The organism is Kineosporia mesophila, assembly GCF_021129235.1.
GTDB lineage: Bacteria > Actinomycetota > Actinomycetes > Actinomycetales > Kineosporiaceae > Kineosporia > Kineosporia mesophila.
The window spans coordinates 53,227-69,561 of the sequence record NZ_JAJOMA010000006.1 but is presented as its reverse complement, the minus strand read 5'-3'; the positions used below and the strand labels follow the sequence as shown (position 1 = coordinate 69,561).

Below are 16,335 nucleotides of genomic sequence, written 5' to 3'. Positions count from 1 at the left end.
CTCGAGAGAAGACGTCAAAGTGACGATAAAGGAGCGGACTGTGGCTGAGATTCGGCGTTACCCCTTCGTCTGGCACGTACGCAGCGGCACGACCGATCATCTCGTGCATGTCAGCCGCGGGCGCACCGTGCACTCCGGCCCCGGGCAGGCCTTCTGGTTCCGCCCCCTGAGCGCCGCCCTGAGCGAGGTGCCGATCGACGACCGTGAGCTGGGCCTGCTCTTCCACGCCCGGACGGCCGACTTCCAGGACGTCACCGTGCAGGCCACCGTCGCCTACCGGATGGCCGATCCGGACCTGGCGGCCCGCCGCCTCGACTTCGGTCTGGAGCTGAAGAACGGCAAGTGGCGCGGTCGCCCGCTGGAGCAGATCGCCCAGATGCTGACGGAGGCATCCCAGCAGCATGCGCTCGACCTGCTCGCCGGATTCTCGCTGAACCAGGCTCTGACCAGGGGGATGGCAGCTACTCGCGACCGCATCGCGCAGGGTCTGCACCAGGACGACCGGCTCGCCCAGACCGGTGTCGAGGTGGTCGACGTGCGAGTGGTGGCCCTGCGCCCGGAGGCCGATGTCGAGCGCGCCCTGCAGACTCCGGCCCGTGAGCAGGTGCAGCAGGACGCCGACAAGGCCACCTACGAGCGCCGGGCCCTGGCCGTCGAGCGGGAACGGGCGATCAGCGAGAACGAGCTGCAGTCGCAGATCGAGCTGGCCACCCGCGAGGAGCAGCTGGTCACGCAGCGGGGCGCGAACGAGCGGCGCCGTGCCACCGAGGCCGCGGCCGCCGGCCGGATCGAGACCCAGGCCAAGGCCGAGCAGACCAAGGCCCTGGCCGACGCCCGGGCCGAGACCACGCGTCTGGTCGGCGCGGCGGAGGCCGAGACCGAGGCCGCGAAGATGGCCGTCTACGCCGACATCGACCGCAACGTGCTGCTCGCCCTGGCCGCCCGCGAGGCCGCCGCGCACCTGCCGCAGATCGGCAGCCTGACGCTGACACCCGACGCGATCACCAGCGCGCTGGCGGCGCTGGCCGACCGATGATCGCTCCCCGCGCCGTCCTGGTGCACCGGCGCAGCGAACTCGACCTGCTCCTGGAACGGCACAGCACCCGTGGCCAGGCGGAGTTCTTCCTGCGCTCGCGGGGCCGTGACCTCCAGCCGGTGCAGGACCGGCACGACGCCCTGCACGAGGCGTTGCGCCAGGTCGAGGCCGGTATCCCGGGTGGCTGGCGGCGGGCGTCGGTGGAGCGGGCCGATCTGCCCCGGCTGCGGTTCGATCCGGAGGACGTCGTGGTCGCCGTCGGTCAGGACGGCCTGGTGGCGAACGTGGCCAAGTACCTCGACGGGCAGCCGGTGATCGGCGTGGATCCTGAACCCGGCCTGAATCCGGGTGTGCTCGTGCGGCATTCGGCCGCGGTCAGCGGGGATCTGCTGGGCCGGGTGACGGTCGGGAGGGCAAGGATCGAGCAGAGGACGATGGTGGAGGCGGTGCTGGACGACGGCCAGAGGCTGCGGGCCCTCAACGAGCTGTACCTGGGTGACGCCGGCCATCAGTCCGCGCGCTACCGGCTGCGGGGTGAGCGGCAGTCGTCGTCCGGCATCCTGGTCGGCACCGGGACCGGCTCGACCGGCTGGTGCGCGTCACTCGCCCGCGATCGGGCGCAGGTGCCGGAACTGCCCGGCCCACTGGATGAATCGCTGGCCTGGTTCGTGCGCGAGGCCTGGCCGTCACCGTTCACCGGCACCACGCAGACCCAGGGGTCGCTGGCCCGGGGCGATGTGCTGCCGGTCGTGGCGGAGGCCGACCTGGTGGTGTTCGGCGACGGCCTGGAGTCGGACCGGCTACAGGTGGGCTGGGGTCAGCAGATCGAGGTGCGAACGGCGTCGCAGCATCTCAGCGTGGTGGTGTGAGACCCAGCGCCTCGAGCTCCGCGGCGTCGGTGCCCTCCGCGAGCTTCCACAGTGGCACGCCCAGCGCCTTGCAGAGCGGGCCCAGCTCGTCGATCTGTACCCGGCGCGCGCCGGTCTCCAGTTCGGACACCTTGGTGCCGCCCCAGCCGAGACGCTGTGCCAGGTCTTTCTGCAGCCACCCGCGACGGGCACGCTCGGCCGCCACGTTGCGCGGCAGCACATCGAGGAATGTGGGCATGTCCGGACGGTAGGAGCTTTCGCCGGTCAGGTGCATCCGCCACCGGAGTGAATGCGGCTTTTCCGCTACGCATTCGGAGAAGTCAAATCTGCGTCGGATAATCCGCACGACTACCATCACAAAACCACAGATAGAGGACGCATCTCCTCTCCAGTTCTCGCTCTGTGTTCCCGGCCCTGACGCTGTGCTCGATCTAGCCTGGGTGAATGGCTGACAAGGGGACGGTTCTCGAGGTCGCCGGGCGTGAGGTGACGGTGACCCATCCGGACAAGATGGTTTTTCCCGAGGCCCGGCGGCCCGGTGGCGGGGTGGGCGTCACCAAGCTCGACCTGGTCCAGTACTACGTGGCTGTGGCGGAGGGCGCGCTGCGGGGAGTGTCCGGCCGGCCGATGGTGCTCAAGCGCTTCGTCAAGGGCATCGATCAGGAAGCGTTCTTCCAGAAGCGGGCGCCCGCCAACCGCCCGGAGTTCGTCGAGGTCGCCGAGCTGAAGTACGCCTCGGGTCGTTCCGCGCAGGAGGCCGTGATCCGCGACGCCGCCGGCCTGGCCTGGGTGGTCAACCTCGGCTGCATCGACCTGAACCCGCATCCGGTGCTGGCGGAAGATCTCGACCGCCCCGACGAACTGCGCATCGATCTCGACCCGATGCCCGGTGTGGAGTGGCCGCAGGTGGTGGAGGTGGCGTTCGTCGTGCGGCAGGTGCTGGCCGGCCACGGGCTCACCAGCTGGCCCAAAACCTCCGGCTCGCGCGGGATCCACATCTACGCGCGGGTGGAGCCGACCCGTCCGTACAAAGACCTTCGCCTCGCCGCCGAGACCGTGGCCCGAGAGGTCGAGAACCGCGTGCCTGAGCTCGCTACCTCGAAGTGGTGGAAGGAAGAACGCGGCTCGGTCGTGTTCGTCGACTTCAACCAGATGGCCAAGGACCGCACCACGGCCTCGGCCTACTCGGTGCGGGCGGTGCCCGACGCCCGGGTCTCCACCCCGCTGCTCTGGGACGAGGTCGAGCACTGCCGCATGGTAGAACTCACCCTCGCCACCGTGCTCCCGCGCTTCGCCGAGCTGGGCGATCCCTGGGTAGGCATTGAAACCGCCGTGGGCACGGTCGATTCGTTACTGGCCCGGGCGAAGGAACTGGGTCCGGCCGAGAAACCGCCGAAGGGTGAGGGGCGCCGCCAGTCGTCGATGCCGCTGATCGAGGTGGCGAAGACCAAGACCAGGCCCGAGGCCCTGGAATGGCTCGAGGTCTGGAAGCAGAAGTACCCGGCCGTTGCCGCCCAGCTCGAGCCGGCCGACATCCTCGTCGACGGCATGCGTGGCCGCAGCTCGCTCTGGTACCGGATCCGGATCAACTTGCAGCACGTACCCGAGGCCGAACGCCCGCCTCAGGAAGGCCTTCTCGCCGACTACAACCCCTGGGCCGGTTTCCGGCAGCCGTGACTTCACAAGAGAGTAGGTTGATCTAGCCGCGGTCCGGCATCTCGAAGAGCGTGTCGGCGTCGACCTCAGCCAGATCCACCGCAGCCACCTCGTCCACGGTGGCCACCTCGTCCACCGCAGCCACCTCGTCCACCGTGACCGCTTCGTCGTCAATTGGTGCCGTGACCACCGCAATGGTGGACGCCGGCGCCTCCCATCGGGCGCGGGGCAACACCCCGAGTTTGTCCAGGCGCTCGATCAGCGTGGCGACGGTCTCGGCGCGCTCGCGGTAGAACTCGGAGGCCCGGATTCGCCAGAACGTCCAGCCCAGGCGCTCGAGCTGACGCTGGCGCCGGATGTCGGCCTCCCAGCGGTCGGCGCCGTGATAGCGGTCGCCGTCGCACTCGATGGCCAGGCGCGCGTGCTGCCCGACCACCACCAGATCGATGCGGTAGCGCCCGACCCGGTGCTGCACCTGCACCTCGTAACCGCCCTTGAGCAGCTCCCGGAGCACGGCCAGCTCGAAGTCGGACTCGACGCGTTCCTCCAGCCCCACCGTGACCGGGGGGCGGGAACCCGCGTCGCGCACGTACTCCAGCAGGGCCCGGCGCTGGTCGTCGGCGTGCAGTCGGCCCGGCTCGACCGTGTGGAACACCCAGAGCTGGTCTTGCGCGCGGGAGGCCGCGACGTTGATGCGCTGCTTGTCGGCGTTCTTCGTGGCCGCCCAGGTCGCGTCGTCGGCCACCACGCTGATGAAGACCACGTTGCGCTCGTCGCCCTGGAACGCCGGAGGGTTGCCCACCCGCAGCCGCCGCTCGGCGAAAGCCTCCGGGCCCAGGCGGTCTCGCAGCAGGTTCTCGATCAGCGGGGCCTGGGCCGAACCCTGCAACGTGACCACGCCGAACGTCATGCCCTCGTAGGCGTCGTCGTGATGGCAGGCGAGAACCTGTTCCACCAGTGCGCGCGCCTCGGCCCGGTTGATCTTGTCGCCGCTCGCCGAGCCGGTCGTGGCGCCGTCCGAGACCCGCACCAGACGCAGGGGCGCGCCGATCGCGGCGGTGGAGGGCTCACGCAGCGGCAGGATGTCGCCGTCGTAGTAGCGGTTGGAGAACTCGATGATCTCCGGCACACAGCGGAAGTGCTCACGCAGCAGGATCGTGCTGGGGAAGATCAGCTCGGACAGCGCGTACAGGCTCTGGTCGACCGTGAGCAGGCTCTTCACCCCGACGTCGGGCAGGTGCGAGTTCTGCAGCTGAATGATGCGTTCCTGATTCACGCCCACCGCGGCCGGGCTGGTCTGCTGGTCGTCACCGACCACCACGGCCTTCGCGCCCAGCGCCAGCACCCCGACCGAGAGCAGGTCGCACTGGCTGGACTCGTCCACGATGACCACGTCGAACGGCTCCGTGACCAGTGGGTCGAAGTTCTCGATCACCCGGTGCACCGGCATGATCCACACCGGCACGGCGCCCATCGCGCTCGGCATGAACCGGCGCGCCTCGCTCTCCCAGTGCGGTGCGTACTTGCCCGTGCCCTTCCCGCGTTTGCCCAGGGCCCGCAGCCACGAGGCCAGGGCCCGCCGGTTCAGGTCACGCAGGTTGCGCTTGAGGCCGAGTCCCGCACCCCGCCGGGCCCGCTGAAGCACCAGCGCCTGCTCACGCTGCTGCAACGAGATCACCTGCGCCTGAAGATGGGCCAGGTCACCGGCCCGCAGCAACGCGTCGAGCCAGGTCGCGGTGATGCGCCAGTGCCAGACCGCCGTCGTCTGCGCGGCGAGACCGACCACCTCCGGATCGGCGCTGGTGCCCACGATCGCCGCCGCCCAGCCCGGTGCCACCACCGCCAGCCGCTCGGCCAGTTCACGCTGCTGCGCGGCGATCGGCTCCAGCCCGGCCAGCCGCGACACCTCGTCGAGCGTGACGCCCCAGTTGCCCCAGTCGCGCTGATCCAGGGCCGTGCGCAGGGTGTTCCAGAGCGGCGACGCGGCCGGAGCTTCCGTGCCCCGACGTAGTTCCACGGCCAGCGTCTCCAGCTCGGCCGTCGCCTTGCGCTCTTCCTGCCGGGCCCCGGCCGCAGCCAGCAACCGGCCCAGCGCCTGCAGATCCGCCGAGGTCAGGGCCGGTCCGACCTGCGGCACCACCGGGCGCAAGCGGTCGAGCAGAGCGGGCAGTTCCGAGGTCTCCCAGGTCAGAGCCTGTGTCAGCTGCTCGGCGAGAATAGTCGAACGATGGACGAAGTCGTGGTCGTCCGGGGGCGTCTCCACCGGGGCCTGCTGCGCCAGCTGGGCGAGCATGCGACGGATCGCGGCGCGCTCGTCGGTCAGCTCCAGCTGGGTCAGGGCCAGCTGGGTGTCTTCCGGCGTGCGCAGAGCCCGCCCGTCGATCCGGGCCTGCCCGTGCAACTCCTTCAGGTCACCCCCGCCGAAGCGCGGAAGTCCCTTGCCCGCAGCGAATCTCTGACCGAGCTCGGGCAGCAGGCGGCGTTGCTCGTGGGTATCGCCGGCCGGCAGCTCGATCTCGTGACCGAACAGCCCACGCTGCAACTGCGCGGCCGTACCGGTGCGCCGGCGCAGCTGCTCGGCCTGACCGGCCCAGGTCCGCGCGGTCTCGGCCGAATGCCGCACATCAGCGCGGATCTTCACCAGCCAGGGACTTTCCAGCGCACCCAACCGCGCAGTTGATGCGTCTACCATTGACCGCAACTGCATCAACTGCTCAGGCGCCACGCGATCGAGAGCCTCCACGTCGACCCCCGACTGCTCCAGATCGGCCACGTCCTGCCGCAGCTGGTCGAGGCGGCTGGTCAGCGACACGAGCTGGGTGGGCGTGGGCAGATCGCCGCGCGGCCGGGCCGTGCGCAGCGCATGGGAGTCGGTGGGCGTGAGCCGCTCGCTCAGGTCGAAGAGCCGGGCCAGATCGGCCGGTGACAGCGGCGAGATCGCGTCGACCGGCAGCTCGTCGGGAATCAGGCCCAGTCCGGGTTCGTGCTCGGTGAGCCAGCGCGCCACCTCGGGCGCCTTCGCCGGCCCCGACGGCAGCTCCCACTCGGCATCTTCTGTGCTCAGAGCCTCGAGCACCGCCAGCTCGATGCCCCGCAGCTGCTCGCGCACCCGGTCGAGCTCGGCCTCCAGCCGGACGATCGCCGCCGCCTCGAAATCCACATCGATCTGCGACGCAATGTCCTGCACCGCCTGCGCCGAACCCCGCAACTGCTCCATCGACTCACTCGACGAGCCCAGCACCGCAATCGACAGATCCCGCAGCTCTTCGGGAATCTTGTCGCGCAGCACCGTCAGCGCCTGCTCGTTCTGCGCCGTCACCAGCACCCGTTTGCCATGCGCCAGAAGATGACTCACCAAGTTGGCGATGGTGTGGCTCTTACCCGTACCGGGCGGCCCCTGCACCGTGACACCGCGCTCGCGGGCCAGCTGCCGGGCGATGCGCTCCTGCTCCGCGTTGGCCGGCAACGGCATGAGCAGGCGCTCGCCGATCGGCCGCCAGGTCTCGTCGTCGGGCGACTGGCCCAGCTCGGCCTGGGCCGACTGTAGCTCCTCGTCGTCTGCCACCACGGCCGCCAGGGCCTGCGGTAGCACCGAGTCGTCGCGCAGTCGTTCGGCCAGTTGCAGGTAGAACCGTTCGTGCCGGGTGGGACGTCGGCGCAGGAACAGTACCCAGGTATCAGTGACGACGGGAACTGTTACAGGGTCGGCAATCCTGGGCCCGTCTACCGTTGAAGCATCCAAAGGCATTGGCGCCAGCAGGCTTTCGTGTAGCTGACGACGCACCGCCGGATCCCAGGCGTCGAACGGCTCGGCCGCCACCTGCTGGGTGAGCTTGTTCAGCTCGCCGAGTGCCGGCAGATCGAGCCCTTCCAGCGGGGAGAGCTGTAGCTCAGGAGGGCCGTCGGGCAGCACCCGCAGCGCGCCGCTGGCGGCGTCGAGCTCGATCAGGGCGCCGGTCAGCAGCAACGGATGCCGAATCTTCTCGCCCTGCACGTCCCACGACAGCACCGAGTGACCCCACACCAGTTCGTGGGTGCTCTGGGCGCGTTCGGCCTCAAGCTGCAGGGTGAAGAGGCGTTCGTACAGCTCACGGGCCTGACGGGTGGCCGCCGTGGCCTCGGCCCAGGGTCGCCAGGTGTTCTCTAGCCAGGCGTGCGCCTCGGGCGGGGCCGCCGGACCCAGATGGGGGACGTCTGCCACGACGAGGGTCTTCGGCTCACCGACCGGGGTGGGCGGGTCGTGCCGGCCGGGGTCGGTGGGTGAGAGGGGCTTGGTGGACGACGCGTCGGGCAGGTTGGTCAGGCCGGGTTCGGTGGACGCGTTGGGCGGGTTGGCCGGGCCATAGTCTGCGGACGGGCCGGGCGCAAAGAGTCGGGTGGACGCGTCGGGTCGTGTGGATGTAGCGGGCTGGGTGCTCGGGCCGGCATCGGTGAACGAGTCGGGGGACAGCGGCCGGGTGGGCGCGTCGAACAGGTCGGGGCCGGTGAACTGTGCGGGCTCGCCGGACTTGTGCCTGCCCTGGCCCGACTGTTGCCTGCCCTGGCTCGACTGTGGTGCGGACCGGCCGGAAGCGCCATTTTCGAGCGGGTTTTCACCTGTGCTCGGGCTGTCCCACTTCTCACGGGTGGGCAGCTCGGCACGGCTGGTGCCGAAATAGTGGATCAGGTGGGCCGGAGGCGTGGGAGCCTCGGCCGGCTGGGGCACTTTGCGCACCTCGAGCCAGTGGGCGCGGTGCTTGGCCGGGCCCAGTCGCACCAGGGGGTGCCGCGGAATGTCCGAGGGAAGGAGGGGCACCGGGCCGTCGTGCCTGAACACGTCACGCACCGGTCGCACGGTCAGTTCACGCGCGGCGGCGGCCAGGAACGTGAGCAGCCGCCGGGTGCGGTCGAGGACCACCTCGCTCCGCTCGCCCACCTGGCTCCCTAGGTCTGTGTGCCAACCTGCATTGTGACAAGCCCGGGGGCTGTCAGGAACTCGACCGGCCGTCTTCCAGCAGATCGTCAATGCCCTCGCGCAGCGTGGTGCGGGCGGATTCCGGGTCGTGCAGGTACCCGGACACCATCGCACCGTCACGCAACAGCATGAACCGGCGCCCGGCCCGGTCGGGCGCATGGTGACCGGCCCGTCGGAACGCCTCGGTGGCCGCCCCCAGCATCCACGACCGGTGCTCCTCGATCGCCACGCGCACGGGACTGGCCTGGTCGGGATACTCGGCCGCGGCGTTGATGAAGGCGCAGCCGCGGAACCCCGGTTTGCAGATCTGCTCGGCGTGCTCGTCGATCAGGGCCGCGAGCAGAGATTCCGGCGCGGTGCCATCGACGTGAGAGCGGATGGAGTTGTCGACCGAGTGGATGTAGTTGACCACCAGATCTTCTTTGCCGGGGAAATGCCGGTAGAAGGTCGAACGGGTGACCTCAGCCTCGTTGAGGATGCGGTCGACACCTACCTCATGGATGCCTTCGGTGTAAAAGAGCGCCGAGGCGGTCCGCAGCAGGCGCTCGCGTGCCTTAGAGGGTCTGACGGAGTCCGTCTCGGTCGTTGCCATGACATCAGTCTATCGGACCGATCGTTCCGTCTTGACAGATCAGCGGGTCCCGCGAGAGAGTTCAACACGACAGAACGATCGGTCCGATTTCTTGGAGGCACCTGCCATGGCCGCTGTGTACACCGCTGTTGCTACCGCTACTGGTGACGGGCGTGGCGGGCACACCACCTCGACCGACGGGGTCATCGACCTCGACCTGGCCGTGCCGAAGGAGATGGGTGGCCCGGGTGGCGAGAAGACCAACCCCGAGCAGCTCTTCGCAGCCGGCTACGCGGCCTGCTTCCACGGCGCGGCTCGCCTGGTCGCCGGCAAGCAGAAGGCCGACACCACCGGTTCCTCGGTGACGGCCGAGGTCGGCATCGGCTCCAACGGCCAGGGCGGCTTCGCGCTCGAGGTCACCCTGAAGGTCAACTTCCCCGCGCTGGACCAGGCCACGGCCGAGTCCATCGTCGAGACCGCGCACCAGGTGTGCCCGTACTCGAACGCCACGCGTAACAACATCCCGGTCGAGCTCGTGGTCACCACGAACCCCGCCTGACCGGTACTGAAGCTCCGGGCGATCCCGCTCCGTCGTGAAGACGGGCGGGGCGCCCGGCTCCAGTTTGCTTTCGCCTCAAGGATGGAAGCACCAACGGTGGACGCACCAACTGTCGCCCCGAACCGGACGGGACCACCACGTCCTCGGCCGACCTGACCACCGAGCCGCCGGAACCGGACCTCACCGTGCCGACTGACCTCACCGTGCCGACTGACCTCACCGCGCCGACTGACCTCGCTGAGGCGACCACGTCGTCCTCTGATGGCAACGGAGAGGCGAGTGGCGACACCACTCTCGCCAACGACGTCATCAAGCTGGTGAACCATAAGCGCTCGGCCGCCGGCTGCGATGTGGAACTGAAGCAGAACGCTGCTCTCACCCGGGCCGCGCTCGACCACTCCGAGCTGATGAGTACGCCGCCTGATCCGGGACCGACATCGCCGTCCGTGCCGGTCTGCCCGACCTCGGATGTCAGACAGGCCGGGGCGTGCGTTCCCGGATGTTCGTGTAGCGCGTGGTCTCGGTGGTCCAGGCCAGCGCCTGAAGGTAGGCCTCGGCCATGGTCTGCAGCGGCACCGGACCACGCCGGGCCCCCACGAGATCCTTGTGCTCGTAAGCCCGCACCGATGCCAGCACCCGGCGCAGGGGATTTTTCGCGTCGCCGGTGAGCGCCGCGGAGAGCTCCGGGGTCAGCATCGGCATCCGGTCCAGCAGGTCGGACGAGGGCAGGCCCAGCCCCTCGGCGATACCGTCGAGCAGACCGGCGGTGAAAGCGGTGTCCGGGGCGATGACATGGCCTATCTCAGCCACCCGCTCGCAGGTGCGGGCCCGGGTCAGCGCCACGACCATCGCGGTCTGACTGGCCTGGTCGGGAGCCAGCGCGATCAGGATCAGCCAAGCCCGCAGCCGGCTCAGGCCGACCATCACCAGGGCGTCGCGGATCGAGGAGACCTGCCGGGTGGAACCGGCCGCGGCGGAGTTCGCGATCCGCAGCAACCGGTAGACCATGGCGGGGTCACGCCGGACGGCCCGCTCGATCTCCTCGGTGGTGGCGTTCGGGTCGCTCAGCCGCCCGATCAGCTGAAGGGCCAGTTGCTGGCCGGGGGAGAGCGTCTCGATCGACATGGTCTCCGGCCGGCCCAGGTAATAGCCCTGGAACAGCTCGAAGCCCTCGGCGAGACAGCGCTCGTACATCTGCGCGTCCTCGACCTTCTCGGCCAGGAGACGGACGTCGTGCTTGCGGCACTTCTCCACCGTGAAGAGCACTTCGTCCCAGGTCATCGCCAGGACGTCGACCTTGACGATGTCGGCCACCGCGAGCAGCGGCTCGGCCTCCTCGCTCCAGACGAAGTCGTCCAGGGCCAGACGGTAGCCCTGGGTCGCGAGCTTGAGCGCGCCGATCACGACCTCACGGTCGATGTGGATGGTCTCCACGATCTCCAGCACGGCGGCCTCGGGGGCGAACGGCAGCGGAAGATCACCGACCAGGAAGCTCCGGGTCAGATTGATGAAACCGGGCTTGCCACCGAGCAGCTCGTCCGCCCCGAACTCGGCGAAGGCGGCCAGGATCGTCTGGGTGGTCGCCCGGTCGGTGTCCAGATCCGCGAAGGTTGCCCCGGCTGTGCTGCGGAACAGCAGCTCATAACCGTAGAGGTGGCCGTTGGCGTCATTGATCGCCTGGCGGGCCACATGCACGATCGCTCCGTTTCCGGGGGGCCGGGGCTGCGGCCATCCAGATTGCTGCTCGACCGCTGGGCTTGCGGCTCCGTCGTTTCCTATCGGCCGGGTGTGGCCAACAGTTGAGAACTGGCTGCCCCGATCGGGCCATCCCCACCACCAGTGCGTATCCGGACTTCACCCTTTCGGCCGAACCTCAAGATACGCAACGTCTTTCGTGACCACTCTCCGCCCCGTCCGGAGTCGTCCGTGGGGTGCGGTCGCACCCCACGGACCGTGGTCCCAGAGGGCCCCGGAAGGGTCAGACGCCCCAGTCGGGCCGCAGCGGCATGGTCGAGCGGCCCCGCTCGTCCGGCTTCACGGCGAGCACCTGGTGCAACTCGATCTGACGCTTGTCGAAGCCCAGGCTGGAACCGGCCAGGTACAGGCCCCAGATCTTGGCCGTCGCCTCGCCCACCTCGGCGACCGCGGCGTCCCAGTTCGCGACCAGGTTCTCGCACCAGGCTGCGCAGGTACGCGCGTAGTGCTCGCGCAGGCTCTCCTCGTGCCGCATCTCCAGGCCGGAATTCTGCAGCGCGACGATCAGGCCGCCGGCGCCGGTCAGCTCACCGTCCGGGAAGATGTAGCGGTCGATGAAGCCACCCCGGACGCGGGGCACGTGGATGTTGTCGGGCCGCGTGATGCTGTGGTTCAGCAACCGTCCGCCCGGCCGCAGCTTGCTGCCCAGGAAGTCGAAGTAAGCCGGGTAGTTGCCCACGCCGATGTGCTCGGTGAGGCCGATCGAGCTGATCGCGTCGAAGTCGCCCTCGATCACGTCGCGGTAGTCGCTGAACCGCACCTCGGCCAGGTCTTCCAGGCCCTGTCGCTTGATCTCCTGCTGCGCCCACTCGGCCTGCTCGGCGGAGAGGGTCACACCCAGCACCTGCACGCCGTAGTGCTTGGCCGCGTGACGCACCATGCCGCCCCAGCCACAGCCGACGTCCAGCAGGCGCATGCCCGGCTTCAGGCCGAGCTTGCGGGCGACCAGGTCGTACTTGTTGTCCTGGGCCTCTTCGAGCGTCGCGTTCTCGTGCGGGTAGCAGGCGCACGTGTACGTCATCGACTCGCCGAGCAGCATCTCGTAGAACGTGTTGGAGACGTCGTAGTGGTGGTGGATGGCCTCGGCGTCACGGTGTTTGGAGTGGCGCAGGCCTTCCAGCGCGCGACGCCAGTCCGGCAGGGCCTCCTGCGGCGGGGGCGGCGGCGGAACGAGCCGCTTCATGCCCAGGCTGCGGGCGATCCGCAGAGCGGTGCGGACGTCGGGCCGTCGCCACTGGAGCTGATCCATGGCAGCTAACAGAGGGTAAGGATTTCCCGGGTGGATACCGGTGATCTGAGCGTCACCGGTGATGTACGCACGGGCCATGCCGAGCGATCCGGGGGCGGTGGCCATGTAGGCCACGGCGCGCGGGGTGTTGATCGAGACGGTGATCTCGGCGTTGGCCGGACCGGTCGCGCTACCGTCGTAAGCGACGAAGCGCACTGGTGAGGGCTCCATGAGGAGCACGTCGAAGATGTCCGCCAGAAGAAGGGGCTGGGCGTCGTCGTCCATTCGGCCCAGGATCGGTAAGAAGCTCAACTGGATCTCCTCGTGACTAATCTCCCGCGACGATCGAATCGTAAGTCGTCCTAACGATCATGGCGAGACGGAGCTCGAATCACTTTTAGTTACATCGAGCTCTCTTAGATTGAGGTACTAGTTGCCTCAAGCACAAGTAGTAATGATCCCGCATGCAACTACTTTGACCGTTTTATGCACTGGCTGTGATGTGAATGTGCTGAGCGTCGCGGACGGGTATTACACCTCTAGCGCCGTCCGACGACCTTTGCGTAAAGGTCGAGCAGCCGTCCGTCACCGTCGTACCGCTGCTTGAGAGCGGGGTAGTTCTCGCCGCCGTAGGCCGCCCAGAAGGTCGCCTCGTCATAGAAGGCGTCCGAGTACAGCGACTTGTGTCCATCGAATTGGGCCACCGCGGCCTCGATCTCACGGTTCTTGTCGCCGTCGGCCCGGCCCGGCTCGATCGCCACGGTGCCCCAGAAGCCGGCGTTGACGTAGGTCTCGCCGGCCCGGAGCGGGTAGAGCGTCCAGGGCTGCGAGCCCGGTTCGGGGGTGCCGGCCGGGCCGGATACCCGCAGACGCAGCGGGCACAGCCACACCGGGGTCATCGGAACGTGATCGAGGTACCAGCGCAGGAAATCCGCGGTGCGCGTCACGGGCAGTTCAACGTCCTGGATCACCCGTTCGCGGGCAGGCTTACCGCGCCAGGAGTCCAGTTTGGCGACAAAACCGTACTTCGTCTCCAGCCCGACCAGTTTGTGGAAGACATCGCTGCGCCGGTACTTGGCCGGCCAGTACTTGCGCACCTTCGGGTTCTGCGCGCCGAACGCCGCCGAGCACCAGAACCAGTCGCTGTCCCAGCGCCACAGGTAGTCGTGGATCGTCAGCTTGTCGATCGAGCGGTACTGGATCGAGCGGTAGAAGGTGTGCTGACCGGTGTAGTCGCTGAGGTCGGTCAGGTCGTCGGTCCAGGTGCCCAGTGTGAGGTAGGCCTCGGTGGCCGAGAAGACCACGCCGTCGAGGAAATCGACCTCGGTGCCCTCCCACTCCCGCGAGGTGCTGACCGTGCCGATCGCCGCCGCCAGTTCGTCCAGGTCACCGAAGCGCACGTGGCGCAGGGCGACGGCCGGCTTCACCGGCTCCAGCTCGATGCGCAGCCGGGTGGCGTAGCCGAGCGTGCCGTAGGAGTTGGGGAAACCGAAGTAGAGGTCGGAGTGCTCACCCTCGGGCCGGGCCGTGACCAGGCTGCCGTCGCCGGTGAGGATGTCCAGCTCCACCACCGCCTCGTGCGGCAGGCCGTTGCGGAACGAGGCCGACTCGATGCCCAGCCCGGTCACCGCCCCGCCCAGGGTGATCGTCTTGAGCTGGGGCACGACCGTGGGCATCAGGCCGTACGGCAACGTGGCCGCCACCAGCGTCTCGTAGGTGCACATCGCCTGGACGTCGGCGGTGCGCGCTTTGGTGTCGACGGAGATGACGCCGTCCAGACCCGACACGTCCAGCCCCGTGGTGGTGCCCACGGCTCGGTCGCGGAACAGGTTGGACGTGCGTTTGGCCAGCCGCACGCGCTGCCCGGCCGGGATCGCCCGGTACGAGGCCAGCAGTCTGTCCACCGCGATCCGGTGCGCCTGAGCGCCCCGGACCAGGGAGATCACCGGGGCAACGGCGGAGGTGGACAGGACGGGGGTGACCGTGGTCTGGATCGACGTCATCTTCTGCCTGGTTCTCGCTAGTTCTCTAAAGGACCTCTGACACCAGGTCCTTCGCTGCCTGCTGCACCTGAGCGAGGTGCTCGGGGCCTCGGTAGGACTCGGCGTAGATCTTGTACACGTCCTCGGTACCGGAGGGGCGCGCGGCGAACCAGGCGCTCTCGGTGGTGACCTTGAGGCCGCCGATCGCCGCGCCATTGCCCGGCGCCGCGGTGAGCGTCGCCGTGATCGGTTCGCCGGCCAGCTCGGTGGCGGTGACCTGCTCCGGCGACAACTTGGCCAGAACGGCTTTCTGTTCCCGGCTCGCAGGGGCGTCGATGCGCGCGTACACCGGGTCACCGTGCTTCTCCACCAGCTCCGCGTACAACTGGCTCGGCGTCTTACCGGTCTTCACGGTGATCTCGCTGGCCAGCAGGGCGAGCAGAATGCCGTCCTTGTCGGTGGTCCAGGCGGTGCCGTCCTTGCGCAGGAACGACGCGCCCGCCGATTCCTCGCCGCCGAACCCGACGGATCCGTCGAGCAGGCCCGGCACGAACCACTTGAAGCCGACCGGCACCTCGACGAGCTTGCGGCCCAGGTCGGCGGCCACCCGGTCGATCATCGACGACGACACCAGGGTCTTGCCGATGCCGGCGTCAGTGGACCATCCCGTGCGCGATCCGAACAGGTAGCTGATCGCCACCGCGAGGTAGTGGTTCGGGTTCATCAGCCCGCCGTCCGGCGTGACGATGCCGTGCCGGTCGGAGTCCGCGTCGTTGCCCGTGGCCAGGTCGTACTGGTCTTTCGCGCCGATCAGCGAGGCCATCGCCGACGGTGACGAGCAGTCCATCCGGATCTTGCCGTCCCAGTCCAGCGTCATGAACCGGAAGGTGGAGTCGACCAGCGGGTTCACCACGTCGAGGTGGAGCCCGTGCCGCTGTGCGATCTCGCCCCAGTAGGCCACCGCCGCACCGCCCAGCGGGTCGGCGCCGATGTGCAGCCCGTGCTCGCGGATCGCATCCAGGTCGAGGATGTTCGGCAGGTCGTCGACGTAGGTGCCGAGGAAGTCGTACGTGCCGGTGGTCTCCGCCTTCACCGCCCGGTCGAACGGAATGCGCTTCACCCCGGATAGTTTCGCAACCAGAAGCTCATTGGCGCGGTTCGCGATCCAGCCGGTGGCGTCGGTGTCGGCGGGGCCGCCGTGCGGCGGGTTGTACTTGAAACCACCGTCGGCGGGCGGGTTGTGGGACGGCGTGACGACAATGCCGTCGGCCCGGCCGGAGTCGTCGGTGGCCCGGCCCCGGTTGTAGGTGAGGATCGCGTGCGACACGGCCGGGGTGGGCGTGTAGCCGTTGCGGTCGTCGATGAGCGTGCGGACGCCGTTGGCGGCCAGCACCTCCAGCGCACTCGCCCAGGCCGGCTCGGAGAGAGCGTGCGTGTCGCGGCCGATGAACAGCGGCCCGGCGATGTTCTGCCCGGTGCGGTAATCGCAGATGGCCTGCGTGGTGGCCACGATGTGCGCTTCGTTGAACGAGCCGCTCAGACTGCTGCCGCGGTGCCCGGAAGTGCCGAAGGAGACCTTCTGCCCGGCCTCGGACGGGTCGGGCGTAATCGTGTAGTAGCTGGTCACGACGTGTGCGACGTCGATCAGATCTTCCGGCAGAGCCGGCGATCCGGCCCGGTCGTGTGGCATGACTCCTCCTGACAGCGCGGGACGCGTTTCCTCGC

The 16,335-nt window shown here is 68.8% G+C and carries 11 protein-coding genes; 4 read left to right on the top strand and 7 right to left on the bottom strand.

Annotation, left to right across the window (positions count from 1 at the left end):
- Positions 1 to 40: 40 nt before the first annotated feature.
- On the top strand, positions 41 to 1,036 hold the full coding sequence (locus tag LR393_RS10290; RefSeq protein WP_231483450.1) for an SPFH domain-containing protein: 996 nt from the start codon (positions 41 to 43) through the stop codon (positions 1,034 to 1,036).
- A complete protein-coding gene (locus LR393_RS10285; protein WP_231483449.1) occupies positions 1,033 to 1,905 on the top strand; it encodes an NAD(+)/NADH kinase in 873 nt (290 codons plus the stop codon). The genes LR393_RS10290 and LR393_RS10285 overlap by 4 nt, the downstream gene beginning before the upstream one ends.
- Here LR393_RS10285 and LR393_RS10280 read toward each other — a convergent pair.
- Entirely contained in the window at positions 1,889 to 2,143 is a 255-nt protein-coding gene (locus LR393_RS10280; RefSeq protein WP_231483443.1) for a helix-turn-helix domain-containing protein, read from the bottom strand. The two genes, LR393_RS10285 and LR393_RS10280, sit on opposite strands and share 17 nt — an antisense overlap.
- A gap of 206 nt (positions 2,144 to 2,349) precedes the next feature.
- Here LR393_RS10280 and ligD point away from each other — a divergent pair, with 206 nt between their 5' ends.
- The gene (ligD, locus tag LR393_RS10275; protein WP_231483441.1) at positions 2,350 to 3,582 is read left to right on the top strand and encodes a non-homologous end-joining DNA ligase; all 1,233 of its coding nucleotides are present in this window, start codon (positions 2,350 to 2,352) and stop codon (positions 3,580 to 3,582) included.
- A gap of 22 nt (positions 3,583 to 3,604) precedes the next feature.
- On the opposite strand, the gene LR393_RS10270 is transcribed toward ligD, so the two are convergent.
- Both LR393_RS10270 and LR393_RS10265 read right to left on the bottom strand, forming a co-directional pair.
- The gene (locus LR393_RS10270; RefSeq protein ID WP_231483439.1) at positions 3,605 to 8,476 is read right to left on the bottom strand and encodes an AAA domain-containing protein; all 4,872 of its coding nucleotides are present in this window, start codon (positions 8,474 to 8,476) and stop codon (positions 3,605 to 3,607) included.
- 52 nt (positions 8,477 to 8,528) lie between these two features.
- Positions 8,529 to 9,107: a TetR/AcrR family transcriptional regulator gene (locus LR393_RS10265; RefSeq protein WP_231483437.1), complete on the bottom strand. Its 579-nt coding sequence runs from the start codon at positions 9,105 to 9,107 to the stop codon at positions 8,529 to 8,531.
- Positions 9,108 to 9,213: 106 nt separating this feature from the next.
- Between LR393_RS10265 and LR393_RS10260 the strand changes: the two genes are divergently transcribed.
- Positions 9,214 to 9,645, top strand: coding sequence for an organic hydroperoxide resistance protein (locus tag LR393_RS10260; protein WP_231483435.1), 432 nt, complete (start codon positions 9,214 to 9,216; stop codon positions 9,643 to 9,645).
- Positions 9,646 to 10,116: 471 nt separating this feature from the next.
- On the opposite strand, the gene LR393_RS10255 is transcribed toward LR393_RS10260, so the two are convergent.
- The 4 genes from LR393_RS10255 to pgm all read right to left on the bottom strand — a co-directional run bounded on the left by LR393_RS10255 (position 10,117) and on the right by pgm (position 16,300).
- Entirely contained in the window at positions 10,117 to 11,340 is a 1,224-nt protein-coding gene (locus tag LR393_RS10255; RefSeq protein ID WP_231483429.1) for an EAL and HDOD domain-containing protein, read from the bottom strand.
- 283 nt (positions 11,341 to 11,623) lie between these two features.
- Entirely contained in the window at positions 11,624 to 12,913 is a 1,290-nt protein-coding gene (locus LR393_RS10250; RefSeq protein ID WP_407937306.1) for a class I SAM-dependent methyltransferase, read from the bottom strand.
- A gap of 254 nt (positions 12,914 to 13,167) precedes the next feature.
- Positions 13,168 to 14,631 (bottom strand): FAD-binding oxidoreductase, encoded by a 1,464-nt coding sequence (locus LR393_RS10245; RefSeq protein WP_231483426.1) that lies wholly within the window; start codon positions 14,629 to 14,631, stop codon positions 13,168 to 13,170.
- Positions 14,632 to 14,656: 25 nt separating this feature from the next.
- Positions 14,657 to 16,300: a phosphoglucomutase (alpha-D-glucose-1,6-bisphosphate-dependent) gene (pgm, locus tag LR393_RS10240; protein ID WP_231483424.1), complete on the bottom strand. Its 1,644-nt coding sequence runs from the start codon at positions 16,298 to 16,300 to the stop codon at positions 14,657 to 14,659.
- Positions 16,301 to 16,335 lie beyond the last annotated feature (35 nt).

Excerpts from the sequence above, each read along its gene's own strand:
- ligD (WP_231483441.1), top strand. The coding sequence starts at position 2,350 with ATGGCTGACAAGGGGACGGTTCTCGAGGTCGCCGGGCGTGAGGTGACG.
- LR393_RS10285 (WP_231483449.1), top strand. The coding sequence starts at position 1,033 with ATGATCGCTCCCCGCGCCGTCCTGGTGCACCGGCGCAGCGAACTCGAC.
- LR393_RS10260 (WP_231483435.1), top strand. The coding sequence starts at position 9,214 with ATGGCCGCTGTGTACACCGCTGTTGCTACCGCTACTGGTGACGGGCGT.
- LR393_RS10250 (WP_407937306.1), bottom strand. The coding sequence starts at position 12,913 with ATGGACGACGACGCCCAGCCCCTTCTTCTGGCGGACATCTTCGACGTG.
- pgm (WP_231483424.1), bottom strand. The coding sequence starts at position 16,300 with ATGCCACACGACCGGGCCGGATCGCCGGCTCTGCCGGAAGATCTGATC.
- LR393_RS10280 (WP_231483443.1), bottom strand. The coding sequence starts at position 2,143 with ATGCCCACATTCCTCGATGTGCTGCCGCGCAACGTGGCGGCCGAGCGT.
- LR393_RS10265 (WP_231483437.1), bottom strand. The coding sequence starts at position 9,107 with ATGGCAACGACCGAGACGGACTCCGTCAGACCCTCTAAGGCACGCGAG.
- LR393_RS10245 (WP_231483426.1), bottom strand. The coding sequence starts at position 14,631 with ATGACGTCGATCCAGACCACGGTCACCCCCGTCCTGTCCACCTCCGCC.